The following is a 12,739-nucleotide window of genomic DNA, read 5'->3' on the forward strand; positions in this document are numbered from 1 at the left end:
CCAACCGCGCCAAAGAAGAGACCACCAGACATCAGCCGAAAGACCCAAGACATGACCGACAAGAACCGAGTCTCGCCAGAGGCGAGCAAAAACAAAGTCGTCATTTTCGACACGACCCTGCGCGACGGTGAGCAATCGCCCGGCGCCACCATGAGCCACGACGAAAAGCTGGAGATCGCCTCCCTCCTCGACGAGATGGGCGTCGACATCATCGAGGCGGGTTTTCCCATCGCCTCGGACGGTGATTTCCGCGCCGTCTCCGAGATCGCCAGGAACGCGCAGAATGCCACGATCTGCGGCCTCGCCCGAGCCGTGCCAGGCGACATCGACCGCTGCTGGGAGGCGGTGAAGCACGCGAAATCGCCGCGCATCCACACCTTCATCGGCACGTCCCCGCTGCACCGTGCCATCCCGAACCTGACGCAGGACGAGATGGCCGAGCGCATCCACGACACCGTCACCCACGCGCGCAACCTCTGCGAGAATGTGCAATGGTCGCCGATGGACGCCACGCGCACCGAATGGGACTACCTCGCACGGGTTGTGGAGATCGCGATCAAGGCCGGCGCCTCCACGATCAACATCCCCGACACGGTTGGATATACCGCTCCGGTTGAATCCGCAGACCTGATCCGTCGCCTCATCGCCGAGGTGCCGGGCGCGGACGAGGTGGTGTTCTCCACCCACTGCCACAACGATCTGGGCATGGCGACGGCCAACAGCCTCGCCGCCGTCGACGGGGGCGCGCGCCAGATCGAGTGCACCATCAACGGCCTCGGGGAACGCGCGGGCAACACCGCCCTCGAAGAGGTCGTCATGGCCATGAAGGTGCGCGGCGACATCATGCCCTACGCCACCGGCATCGACACGACCAAGCTGATGAACATCTCGCGCCGCGTCGCGACCGTCTCGGGCTTTCCGGTGCAGTTCAACAAGGCCATCGTCGGGAAAAACGCCTTTGCGCACGAGAGCGGTATCCACCAGGACGGCATGTTGAAGAACGCCGAGACCTTCGAAATCATGCGCCCCGAGGATGTCGGCCTGACCGCCACGAACCTCGTCATGGGCAAGCACTCCGGCCGCGCCGCCCTGCGTTCAAAGCTCGAGGAGCTGGGGTTTTCGCTGGGGGACAACGAGCTCAAGGATGTGTTCGTGCGATTCAAGGAACTCGCCGACCGAAAAAAGGAAGTCTACGACGACGACCTGATCGCACTGATGCGGGCCGGCGGCAGCGAGGGCGATCATCTGGTGCTCAAATCGCTGTCGATCCAGTGCGGCACCTCCGGGCCCGCGACCGCTGACCTGGTGATGCAGGTGGGCGAAGGCGTTGAAACTGCGGAAGAAACCGGCGACGGCCCGGTCGACGCGACCTTCAAAGCCGTGCGCGCGATCTACCCCAACAAGGCGCGCTTGCAGGTTTACCAGGTCCACGCCGTGACCGAAGGGACCGACGCGCAGGCGACCGTCTCGGTCAAGCTTGAGGAAGATGGCAACATCGCCACCGGCCAGTCCGCCGACACCGACACCGTCGTCGCCTCCGCCCGCGCCTATATCGACGCTTTGAACCGCCTCCACGCCCGCCGCGGCAAGACGGGCGAAGACCAGCGCGAGGTGAACTGGAAGGTGGTGAGTTGAGCGCGCCCGGGCCCGGGCTCACGGCCCGGGGCGCAGGAAACAGAAGGAAAAGGCGGGAGCAATGAAACAAGACTATCTCGCCGTCAACCGCGACATCTGGAACGCTGACGCCCCGCAATGGGTCGCGTTCGCTGAGGCGCGCTGGGCGCTGGCAGACCCCGAGTGGGGCTGCTGGGGCAACCCAGAGGCAAAGTTGCGCCTGCTGCCGCACGACATGTCCGGCTTGGACACAATCGAGTTGGGCTGTGGCACAGGCTACGTCGCGTACTGGATGGCTAAGCGCGGCGCACAGGTCACCGCCATCGACATCTCGGAGCAGCAACTGGATACCGCCCGCGCTTTGCAGGCCACGCACGGATCACAGATCACGTTCATCGAGGGCAACGCCGAGGCGACGGGACTTCCCGTTGCGGCGTTCGATTTTGCGATATCCGAGTACGGTGCGTCGATTTGGTGTCAGCCCGAGGTATGGCTGACCGAAGCGTGGCGGCTGCTTCGCCCCGCTGGTCGGCTGGTCTTTCTTGGCAACCATCCGATTTCCTTGATCTGCTCACCGGAAAACGGCGCACCTGCGGACATGACGTTGCACCGGCCATACCGCGATATGTGGGGGGCAGACTGGACCCAGGTTGCCTTCGAGCCAACCGGCATCTGTTTCAACCTGACGCACGAAAGCTGGATGAACCTGTTCGCAAAAGTCGGGTTCACGGTAGAGCGGTATCAGGAGCTTTACGCACCCGAGAAAGCCGAAGGCACGCGCGCCGCGATTCCCGCCGATTGGGCAAAAAAATACTCGGTAGAGCAAGTCTGGCACCTGGCTAAACCGGGCCAGTCGTCTTAGCCCACCTTACCCTGCCAGAGCCGCACCTTGAGCCCGCCATGTGCCACCGGCGGACCCGGCTCCATGGGCAGGCCGCAGGCGCGGACAAGGGCTTCGCGGGTGGTGATCACCCCGATGCGCCAACCCTGAAAATGCGTGCGCATGGTCTGGCCGAAACTGGCGTAGAGGCCGGTCAGGGCGCGCACGTCGCCGATGCGGTCGCCATAAGGCGGGTTGATCAGCACAAGGCCCGGAAGCCCGTTCGGAGAACGGGCTTCGGAGAGGGCCTTGCAGGCAAAAGACACCGCAACACCAGAACGGGCGGCGTTGGCTTCCGCGCTTTTGATGACACCTGCGTCGCGGTCAGAGCCAAAAAAATGCGCAGCATTTTTTTGGGGAGCGGCAGATTTTTCGTCAGGAAAATCTGCGCGGTCGATGCCCTGCAATGCTTCAAAAGCGAAGGTGCGGGAGCGTCCCGGCGCAAGGCCCGCCGCGATCTCTGCGGCCTCGATCGGGATCGTGCCAGACCCGCACATCGGATCGACCACGGATTGCGTCCCGTCAAAGCCCATCTGCCGCAGGAACATCGCTGCCATCGTCTCGCGCAGCGGCGCTTTCCCGACCGCCTCCTTGTGCCCGCGCTTGTGCAAGGGCGCACCGGAGGTGTCGATGGAGAGCGTCACGTGGTCCTTCTCCACCCGCGCGAGGATGCGCAGCTCCGCGGCGTCACCCGGCACAGCCCCCGTCACTTCCGCGATGGCGCCTGTCACCCGCTCGGCGACGGCGCCGGCGTGGTAGAGCTTGGACTTCCGACAGACCGCCTCGACGCGAAACGGCGTGCCAGGCGCGAGCAGCGCCGCCCAGTCGATCGCGCGCGTTTCGGGACCGAGCTGCTTCAAGTGATGCGCCTTGAAAACTGCTACACGCGCCAGCACCCGCACTGCGCCGCGCAGGCGCAGGTTCGCGCGCCAGACATGCGCCCACGTCCCGTCAAAGATCACGCCCCCCGGCACGATGCGCGGGTTGTGAAAGCCGGTCTCGAGCGCCTCAGCCCGCAGCGGCTCTTCGAGCCCCGGGGTCGCCACCAGGAAAATCTGAAACTTTTTCAAAGGGCTACAGCATAGCCGGCAACACCTGGTCGGGCGGGCGGTGGCCGTCCTCGAAGGTGCGGATGTTAAGGATGACCTTCTCCCCCATTTCGAGCCGGCCCTCTTCGGTGGCCGAGCCCATGTGCGGAAGGAGCACCACGTTAGGCTGCGCCCGGAGACGGGGGTTCACGTCCGTGCCGTGGGCGTAGACGTCGAGGCCGGCGCCCGCCAGCTCGCCCGCCCTGAGCGCGCGGGTCAGCGCGTTCTCGTCCACGACCTCGCCGCGGGAGGTGTTCACGATCACGGCGGAGGGCTTCATCAGCTTGATCCGGCGGGCGTTGATCAGGTGGAAGGTGGCCGGGTCGTGCGGGCAGTGCACCGACAGGATGTCCATGCGCGCGACCATCTGGTCGAGGCTCTCCCACCAGGTCGCGCCGTACTGCGCCTCGGTCTCCGGGCGCAGGCGCCGGCGGTTGTGGTAGTGGGTTGCGCAGCCGAAGGCCGCCGCCCGCTGCGCAACGGCGCGCCCGATCCGTCCCATGCCGAGGATGCCGAGCTTGCGTCCGCGCAGGCGCCCTCCGAGGAAGGCGCCGGGCGACCATCCGTCCCACGTCCCGGACTGCATCGCGGCCATCCCTTCGGGCAGGCGGCGCGTGACGGCGAGGATCAACGCAAGCGTCATGTCGGCGGTGTCTTCGGTCACGGTGCCGGGCGTGTTGGTCACAAGGATGCCGCGCGCCCGGGCGGCCGCCACGTCGATGTGGTCAAACCCCGCGCCAAAGCTCGCGATGAGCCGCAGCTGGTCGCCTGCGCCCGCGAGCATGTCCGCATCAATGCGGTCGGTGATGGTCGGCACCAGCACATCGGCGGTCACCATCGCCTCTGCCAGGGCGGCGCGGTCCATGGGTGTGTCGTGCTCGCGCAGGCGCACATCAAAGAGCTCGCGCATGCGCGCCTCGACCGCGTGCGGGAGGCGTCGCGTCACGACAACACTCAGGCGTTTTGATGTCATCTCTCCCCCCGCGCTGCTTTGCGCCGCTGCCTGCCCCATGGCAAAGTGACGCCAGAGCATGAGGGGTACAAGCCCCCGCGTAAGCAAAACAGGCAGACCTTTGAAACGATCAAGCGTTCTCGTGATGCTGTGCGCCGTGCTGGCGCTGGGTGTGGGGCTGCCCGCGGGTCTGGGGGCGGGTCCGGCACAGGCCGAGGGGCTGGAGCCGCGCGCCGCGCCGACCAAGGGGCCGGTGACCGGGCTGCCGATGCCGCGCTACGTGTCGATGAAGGCGAGCACCGCCAACGTGCGGCGCGGGCCCTCGCTGGGGCACCGGATCGACTGGGTCTTCAAGCGCCAGAACATGCCGCTGACGATCACCCACGAGCACGGCCACTGGCGGCGCGTGGCGGACCGCGACGGGGCGGGCGGCTGGGTGCATTACTCGCTCCTGTCGGGCGTGCGCACGGTGATCGTGGAGCAGGACATGTTGCAGCTGCACACGCGGCCCGATGCGGAGACGCCGATCACGGCGATGCTCGAGCTGGGCGTCGTGGCGCGGCTGGGCAAGTGCGGGCCGGATTGGTGCCGCCTGCGCACCGGCGGCCACCGGGGCTGGGCGCGCAAAGCCGCGCTATGGGGTGTTGCGCCGGGGGAGCTGCGGGAGTGACTTCGGACTGAGAGTGTTTGGAGGCTGTGGCGTCAGCACGCGTTTTGGGGGCGCTGCCATTTTTTGAGCGTGGATTGGGGGCCAGCCCCCAAACCCCCGGGATATTTTTGGCCAGAAGAAGCTGGGGCCTTGGCGCTTTAGAGGTCAGGCGGCGCTGTGTTTGAGCAGGACAGCTTCGGCGCGCGAGAGGTTGCGGCGGACGTAGGCGCCGTAGCTCGACGGGTCGACATCGAGGTCGCGGCAGACGTCGAGGAGCCGCAGGTGGTCGGAGGGGTCCAGCGAGGAGAGCGCGACATTGCCGGGGTGGAAGCTCTCGGTCTCGATTCCGTCGGCGCGCAGGATCTCGTGGCGCGGCAGCATGAGGTGGAGGTAGGTGACCTCGCGCACGGTCAGGTCGATGGAGACGGAGCCTCCGTTGACGAGATCGCCGGCGCGGACGAGGACTTCGTCCGTGTTGAAAAGCTCGCGCGCCGCGGCGCCGTTGACCACGATGCGGTGGTCGGGGGAGACGAGGCTGTCGCGGTCCGGCGTGTCATGGCCAAAGGCACCCCAGCGCAGGCGGATGGGCCGGAGGCGCGGCATCGAAAAGAGCCGTGCGCCCGTCATGTGGCGCCGTCCGAGCCAGACGATGGGCTGGGGTCCGTTGTCGACGGTCTGGACGAAGTCGCCCTCCCGCAGGTCCTCGACCCGGCGGCGGCCGGTGGGGGTCTCGATCAGCGTGCCGGGCGTGAAGCAGATCACGCCGCCCACGTGCTCGCGCGCATAGGCGTCGAGCGCCATGTCGGGCGCGTCGTGGAGTGCGTGGGTCACCACCCAGAGGTCGGTGCGCTGCGGGGGCATGTCCCCGGTGAACATCAAGAGCGGGTCCTTGCCGGGCGCCACGGGGATCAGCGTCACGACGTAGCTGCGCCGCCCGTCGGTCACGGTGAAGTGGAGATCGCCGAACTCTTCTTCGGTGTCCGCATCGAGGTCCGGCACCAGTTCCGGCACCCGCCGGGCGAGGCCGACCAGCCGCGAGACCATGCGCGCGGCGCCGCGCCGAAGCGCGACGTCCTCGTCCCGCATCCCGAGTTCGAGCACCGTGGCCGGGCCGTCGACGCGCAGCGCCTCTCCCGTCCAGGTCCAGTCCGCACCTGCCTCCATGGCGCCGAGCGGCGGCGCGCTTACACCGTCGATCCGCGTCTGGGCCCATGGGATGACAAAGGTCCCGCGCACGTTTGTGGCCATGACCTGCTCCGCCTGCATCTGCTGTTTTTGTTGTTCTTTGTTTTTCAGAACCCTAGCGGGAGCGAATCACGAAAGAAAGCCTCGGCCGTAGGGCCTGATGCAGCGCGGACACAGAAAAAGCAGTGTTTCGCGCGCGAAACAATCGATCAAGTTTTACGGATGCAACTTGGGGTAGTGCTTCACGCCTGATCCTTGAGGGCGCGCAGGCGGGTAAAGACCTCGGCGTCGGTGGCGTCCGTCATGCCGAGATGCGCGCGCAGCCCGGCGCTGGAGGCGCGCAGGAAGGGGTTGGTGGCAAGCTCGATCCCCATCCGCGTCGGCACGGTTGGTTTGCCTGCTGCGCGTAATTCAGCAACCCCCTTCGCGCGGGCCTCCAGCGCGGCGTTGCCGGGGTCGACCGTGACGGCGAAGGCGGCGTTTGCGGCGGTATACTCGTGGGCGCAGTAGACAACGGTCTCCTCCGGAAGCGCCATCAGCTTTTGCAGGCTAGTCCACATCATCGCGGGCGTGCCTTCGAAGAGGCGCCCGCAGCCCATGGCAAAGAGGGTGTCCCCTGTAAAGACCACACCCGCCTCCGGCAGGTAGAAGTTGATCATGTCGGTCGTGTGGCCCGGCGTGTGCAGCACCTGCACCTTGTGGCCGGCAAAGGCGAACGTGTCGCCGTCCGCCAGGTGGCGGTCGAGGCCGGCGATATCCTTGCCCTGCGAGACCGGTCCCAGCACGGTGGCGCCGGTTGTCTCTTTGGCCTCGTCAAGGCCGTCGGTGTGGTCCCAGTGGTGGTGCGTGATCCAGATCTGCGAGAGCGTCCAGCCGGTATGGTCCAGCGCTTTCGCCAGGGCGGTGGCGTCGCCGACGTCGACGCAGGCGGTCTCGGCGCTGACGGGATCGTGGATCAGCACGCCGTAATTGTCGTCGTTGTAGGCAAACTGGTGAAACTCGAGCGGCATGGCGGGCTCCCTTGTTGTTGGCGTGCAACCTAGCCGCCGGGGCGGGTGCGGCAATGGCGCGCGGCGCGGGTTGTCATCGGGCAGGCGCTTCGGCAGGGTACCCGCCTGGAGGAGGGCGCGCGATGGCACTGCATGTGGTCTGCATTGGCGAGGTGATGATCGAGCTGTCGGGCACGGCGCATGAGTCCGATGCCGCGCGGCTGGGCGTTGCGGGCGACACGTTCAACTGGGCGGTGTACCTGCGCCGGGCGCTGCCGCCGCAGCACAAGGTGTCGTACCTGACCTGCCTGGGCGCTGACCCTTTCAGCGCGCGCATCAAGGAGGCGATCGCACGGGAGAGCGTCGACACCGGGCATATCCTGACCCACCCCACGCGCCTGCCGGGGCTTTATGCGATTTCGCTCGATGCTGCCGGGGAGCGCAGCTTTCACTATTGGCGCGGGCAGAGCGCGGCGCGGACGCTTTTCGACACGAGCGCGAGCACGCCGAGCCTTGAGGGCGTGGACGTGGTGGCGCTGTCGGGGATCACTCTGGCGATCCTGACGGATGCGGCGCGCGCCGATCTGTTGGTCGCGCTCGGCCGGCTGAGGGCGGATGGCGGCCTCGTGGCGCTCGACAGCAACTACCGCCCGGCGCTCTGGTCTTCGGCGGAGGAGGCGGCCGCGGTGCTCGACCAGTTCTGGGAGGTGACCGACATCGCCCTGCCCTCGCTCGACGATGAGCTGGCGCTGGCGCCCGGGAGCCGCGAGGCAGACGTCATCGCCCGTTTCTCCGCGCGTGACCTGCGCGCCGGAGCGCTGAAACGGGGTGACGCGGGGCCTTTGGGACTGACCAGTGGGGCGCACCACGTACCAGCAGCACAAGTCAAAGTGGTCGATACCACCTCTGCCGGGGACAGCTTTAACGGCGCGTTTCTGGCGGCCATCCTCGAGGGGCAGAGCGAGGCGGAGGCGCTGGCCGCCGGGCACGCCTGCGCGGCGCGGGTCATTACCTATCACGGCGCCATCGTGCCGCGAGCCGAGTGGACCGTTTGAGCGAGACGCGGGACACCGACATCCTGATCGTCGGCGCCGGGACCGCCGGCTGCGTGCTGGCAAACCGGCTGACTGAGGATGGGCGGCACAGGGTGATGCTGCTCGAGGCGGGCAAGCACGACCGGACGTTTTGGGTACCGATCCCGGTGGGCTACCTCTTTTGCATGGGCAATCCGCGCACGGATTGGATGATGCGCACCGCAGAGGAGCCAGGGCTGGGCGGGCGATCCCTCCCCTACCCGCGCGGGAAGGTGCTGGGCGGGTGCACCTCGATCAACGGGATGCTCTACCTGCGCGGGCAGGCGGCGGACTATGACGGCTGGCGGCAGATGGGGAACACCGGCTGGGGCTGGGACGATGTGCTGCCGTACTTTCTCAAGTCCGAGGGGGCGGATGCCGAGAGTGATCTGCATGGGACCGGCGGGCCTTGGAAGGTCACGGAGCAGCGGCTCAGCTGGGACATCCTCGATGCGGTGGCGAGGGCCGCCGAAGAGATGGGCGTGCCGCCCACGCGCGACTTCAACACCGGCGACAATTTTGGCTCGGGCTATTTTCAGGTGAACCAGAAAGGCGGCACGCGCTGGTCGACGGCGCGGGGGTTCCTACGGCCTGCGATGAAGCGTCAGAACCTGCGGGTGGAGACGGAGGCCGAGCTCAAGCACCTCACTTGGGACGGCACGCACGTGACCGGGGCGGTCTACGTGCAGCATGGCCGGGAGGTCATCGTGCGGGCGCGCGAGGTGGTGCTGGCGGCAGGAGCGATCAACTCACCGAAGGCTTTGGAGCTGTCGGGGGTCGGGCAACCGGAGCGCTTGCAGGCGCTCGGGATCTCGCCGCAGGTGGAGCTGCCGGGTGTCGGGGAGAACCTGCAGGACCATCTGCAGATCCGCACGGTGTTCGAGGTGTCGAACGCGCTGACGCTGAACCAGCTCGCGAACTCTTGGACCGGCAAGGCGCGCATGGCGCTTGAGTACGCGGTGAAGCGGTCGGGGCCTCTGTCGATGGCGCCGAGCCAGTTCGGCCTCTTCACCCGGTCGGACCCGTCCAAGGCGACGCCCGATCTGGAGTACCATGTGCAGCCTCTGAGCTGTGACCGGCTGGGGGAGCCCTTGCATGACTTCCCGGCGATCACGGTCTCGGTCTGCAACCTGCGGCCGGACAGCCGGGGCCATTGCCATATCGAAAGCGCGGACTTGAGCGCTCAGCCGCGTATCCAGCTGAACTACCTGAGTGCGGAGAGTGACCGGAGGGTGGCTGCCACCTCGATCCGGCAGGCGCGCGCGCTGATGGCGACGGAGGCGATGAAACCCTACCTTCCGGTCGAAAGGCTGCCCGGGCCGGAATTTGCGGATGACGCCACGCTGGCGGACAAGGCTGGCGAGATTGCCACGACGATCTTTCACCCGGTCGGGACCTGCAAGATGGGCTCGGATCCGATGGCCGTCGTCGACGAAAGGTTGCGCGTGCACAAGACCGAAGGGTTGCGCGTGGTCGATGCCGCGATCATGCCGACGATCCCCTCTGGCAATACCGCCTCACCTGTGGTGATGATCGCCGAGAAGGCCGCGGACATGCTGCGCGCCGATCTCCGCCAGTAAAGCAAAGGACTTCCCATGGAGCTGCGCCGCAACACCTTCAAACACGCCATCGCCGCGGGGGAAAAGCAGATCGGCATTTGGGCCTCGATCAACTCGCCCTTTGCGACCGCGACCTATGCCGCGGCGGGCTATGACTGGGCAGTCGTGGACATGGAGCACACGCCGGGCGATCTCGCCACCACCGTGCAACAGCTGAGCGTGCTGGAGGCGGACGGCACTCCGGCGATGGTGCGGGTGCCGTGGAACGACGCGGTGATGATCAAGCGGGTGATGGACGCCGGCGCGCAAGGCATCGTGATCCCCTATGTGCAGACGCTCGACGAAGCGCGGGAGGCCGTCGCCGCCACACGCTATCCCCCGAACGGGGTGCGCGGCTTTGGCGGCACGACGCGCGCGACCAAGTTCGGGCGGATCACGGATTACGCCAAGCGCTGCGAAGAGGAGTTCGCTCTGATCCTTCAGGTGGAGACGCAGGCGGCGATGGACCTTGCGCTCGACATGGGCCAGCTCGACGGGGTCGACGGTGTGTTCTTTGGCCCCGCGGACATCGCGGCGGACCTTGGGTATCTCGGCCAGCCGATGCACCCGGCGGTGTGGGAGGCGATCATGGCGGTGGCGGAAAAGCTGATGGCGGCGGGCATTCCGGCAGGCACATTGGTGACCAATCCCGAAAAGGCGGTCGAGCTTTACAAGGCGGGTTTCAGCTTCATCGCCTGCGCGATCGACAGCGGGCTTTTGGCGCGTGCGGCGGACAAGGTGCTGTCGGATGTGCGCGGTGGGCTTGGTTGAGGTAGGGTGGGCACTGCCGTCCGGGAGGCTTTGGGAGAGGATTGGGCGCGCCTCGTGCCCACTTTACAAGCGCTGCACCAGGAGCCCGGCACACACCACGGCGTGATTACCGTCACGCATGGTCCGGTCCCGGGACTGGCGCGGCTCATGGGCTTTCCTCCGCCCTGCACCGCGGCGCTTCTGACGCTAACGCGAGAGCGGCATCCGACACATGAAACATGGACACGGCAGATCGGGACGCGGCAGATCGGCAGCGCCCGCCTTATCTCTACGCAACGCGCCAAAGACGGCCTCGTGATCGAGCGGATGGGCATGACCACCGCCGCTACCAAGCTCACCGTCACCAAGACCGGTCTTCGCCACGACATCCGGCAGGTGCGTATCCTCGGTGTGCCGGTGCCTCGCGCGCTTGCACCCGGCATCGACGCACGCGAATGGGAGAGCGGCGGGCTCTACCACTTTGCCATCACGGTGACGCTGCCGCTCACCGGCACGCTCCTCGCGCGGTATTCCGGCTATCTCGAGGTAGGCTGAAGCGGGCGACCTTAGAACTGATAAATCCTGAACGGACATTCACGCGCCGCGCCATATAAGCGGGTCAGGCGGGTGCTTTGATTTAGGCCAATCCTTTGCGATCCGACGTCACCTAGCCCAACCCGCCGCGCTTCTCCCTTTCCCTTACGCCAGCTTGGCGGTATCACCCGCGAGGCTCCAGACAATCGAGAAAGGTCCTTCCCATGTTCGCACAGATCGAACCGCGTGCCGTCGACCCGATCATGGCCATGATGGCCGAATTCAAGGCCGACCCGCGTGACACCAAGGTCGATCTGATCGTGGGCGTCTACAAGGACGAGAACGGCAAGGTCCCCGTCATGCGCGCGGTCAAGGGCGCGGAGGCCAAGACCCTCGACGCCGAGGCGACCAAGACATACGTCGGGATCGCCGGCGACGCGGACCTCAACACGCGCACACCGCAAATCCTGCTGGGCAAGGGGCATGCGGCGCTTGAGGCGGGGCGCGTCGGAGCGGTGCAGTCCGTCGGCGGGTCGGGCGCGCTGCGGGTTGCGTGCGATCTGATCGCAAGCACCATTCCCGGCACCACGGTCTGGGTCTCGAACCCGACCTGGGCCAACCACATCCCCGTCGCCAAGGCGGCGGGCCTGCGGGTCGACCACTACCCTTATTTCCGGCCTTCCGACCGCGGGCTCGATTTCGACGGGATGATGTCGCACCTCAAGGACAACGCGACCCCCGGCGACGTCGTGCTGCTGCATGCGTGCTGCCACAACCCGACGGGTGTCGACCTGTCGCTGGAACAGTGGAAAGAGGTCACGCAGCTGATCGTGGACAAGGAGCTCTTCCCGTTTGTCGATTGCGCCTACCAGGGCCTCGGCAACGGGCTCGAAGAGGACGTGGCCGGCCTGCGCCATCTTGCGGACAACGTGCCGGAGATGCTGATCGCCTCGAGCTATTCCAAGAATTTCGGCATCTACCGCGAGCGCACGGGCGGGCTGACGGTGCTGGCCGAAAGCGCCGAGGCGCTGAAACCGGTCATGGCGCAGCTCAACGCGACGATCCGCTCGAACTACTCGATGCCGCCGAGCCACGGCGCGCGCATCGTGGCGGAGGTCTTTGCCGATGCCGCGCTGCACGCCGACTGGGAGGCGGAGCTGACCGAGGTGCGCGAACGCATCGCCGCCATGCGCTTGGCGCTGCGCGAAAAGCTCGAAGAGCGGCAGGTGTCGGTCGATCTCAGCTTTGTCACCGACCAGGTGGGCATGTTCTCCTACACCGGATTCACGCCCGAACAGATTAAGCTGGTGCGCGACGAGTACGGCATCTACATGGCCTCCGACGGGCGCATCAACGTGGCCGCGCTTGGCCCGAGCAACATCGACCACGTCGCCGACGGGTTTGCCGCCGCGCTGCGCTGAGGGGCG

Annotated in this window: 12 protein-coding genes; 8 read left to right on the top strand and 4 right to left on the bottom strand. The window is 66.7% G+C overall.

Annotated features, from left to right (window positions below):
* Positions 1–51: 51 nt before the first annotated feature.
* Complete coding sequence (locus tag ACU0B3_RS00175) at positions 52–1,635, top strand: 2-isopropylmalate synthase (RefSeq protein WP_446258780.1); 1,584 nt, start codon at positions 52–54, stop codon at positions 1,633–1,635.
* Positions 1,636–1,696: 61 nt separating this feature from the next.
* Positions 1,697–2,476, top strand: a complete 780-nt coding sequence (locus tag ACU0B3_RS00180; protein ID WP_446258781.1) for a class I SAM-dependent methyltransferase — start codon at positions 1,697–1,699, stop codon at positions 2,474–2,476.
* Here the strand turns inward: ACU0B3_RS00180 and ACU0B3_RS00185 are convergent.
* Entirely contained in the window at positions 2,473–3,564 is a 1,092-nt protein-coding gene (locus ACU0B3_RS00185) for a THUMP domain-containing class I SAM-dependent RNA methyltransferase (protein ID WP_446258782.1), read from the bottom strand. The two genes, ACU0B3_RS00180 and ACU0B3_RS00185, sit on opposite strands and share 4 nt — an antisense overlap.
* Before the next feature lie 4 nt (positions 3,565–3,568).
* On the bottom strand, positions 3,569–4,555 hold the full coding sequence (locus tag ACU0B3_RS00190) for a 2-hydroxyacid dehydrogenase (protein WP_446258783.1): 987 nt from the start codon (positions 4,553–4,555) through the stop codon (positions 3,569–3,571).
* 124 nt (positions 4,556–4,679) lie between these two features.
* Between ACU0B3_RS00190 and ACU0B3_RS00195 the strand changes: the two genes are divergently transcribed.
* Entirely contained in the window at positions 4,680–5,204 is a 525-nt protein-coding gene (locus tag ACU0B3_RS00195; RefSeq protein ID WP_446258784.1) for an SH3 domain-containing protein, read from the top strand.
* A gap of 144 nt (positions 5,205–5,348) precedes the next feature.
* On the opposite strand, the gene ACU0B3_RS00200 is transcribed toward ACU0B3_RS00195, so the two are convergent.
* The gene (locus ACU0B3_RS00200) at positions 5,349–6,431 is read right to left on the bottom strand and encodes a Hint domain-containing protein (RefSeq protein WP_446258785.1); all 1,083 of its coding nucleotides are present in this window, start codon (positions 6,429–6,431) and stop codon (positions 5,349–5,351) included.
* Between the two features lie 179 nt (positions 6,432–6,610).
* Positions 6,611–7,378 carry a hydroxyacylglutathione hydrolase gene (gene gloB / locus ACU0B3_RS00205; RefSeq protein WP_446258786.1) on the bottom strand — a complete coding sequence of 256 codons (768 nt, stop codon included), beginning with the start codon at positions 7,376–7,378 and terminating at the stop codon, positions 6,611–6,613.
* Positions 7,379–7,500: 122 nt separating this feature from the next.
* On the opposite strand from gloB, the gene ACU0B3_RS00210 reads away from it, so the two are divergent.
* From ACU0B3_RS00210 to ACU0B3_RS00230, 5 genes are all read left to right on the top strand, one after another.
* Positions 7,501–8,412: a sugar kinase gene (locus tag ACU0B3_RS00210; RefSeq protein ID WP_446258787.1), complete on the top strand. Its 912-nt coding sequence runs from the start codon at positions 7,501–7,503 to the stop codon at positions 8,410–8,412.
* Complete coding sequence (locus ACU0B3_RS00215) at positions 8,409–10,010, top strand: GMC family oxidoreductase (protein WP_446258956.1); 1,602 nt, start codon at positions 8,409–8,411, stop codon at positions 10,008–10,010. The genes ACU0B3_RS00210 and ACU0B3_RS00215 overlap by 4 nt, the downstream gene beginning before the upstream one ends.
* A 15-nt stretch (positions 10,011–10,025) precedes the next feature.
* Positions 10,026–10,799, top strand: coding sequence for an HpcH/HpaI aldolase family protein (locus ACU0B3_RS00220; protein ID WP_446258788.1), 774 nt, complete (start codon positions 10,026–10,028; stop codon positions 10,797–10,799).
* Between the two features lie 54 nt (positions 10,800–10,853).
* Positions 10,854–11,333, top strand: a complete 480-nt coding sequence (locus tag ACU0B3_RS00225) for a DUF4166 domain-containing protein (RefSeq protein ID WP_446258789.1) — start codon at positions 10,854–10,856, stop codon at positions 11,331–11,333.
* Between the two features lie 203 nt (positions 11,334–11,536).
* Positions 11,537–12,733, top strand: a complete 1,197-nt coding sequence (locus tag ACU0B3_RS00230) for an amino acid aminotransferase (RefSeq protein ID WP_446258790.1) — start codon at positions 11,537–11,539, stop codon at positions 12,731–12,733.
* Positions 12,734–12,739 lie beyond the last annotated feature (6 nt).

Source organism: Pseudaestuariivita sp. (genome assembly GCF_052825805.1).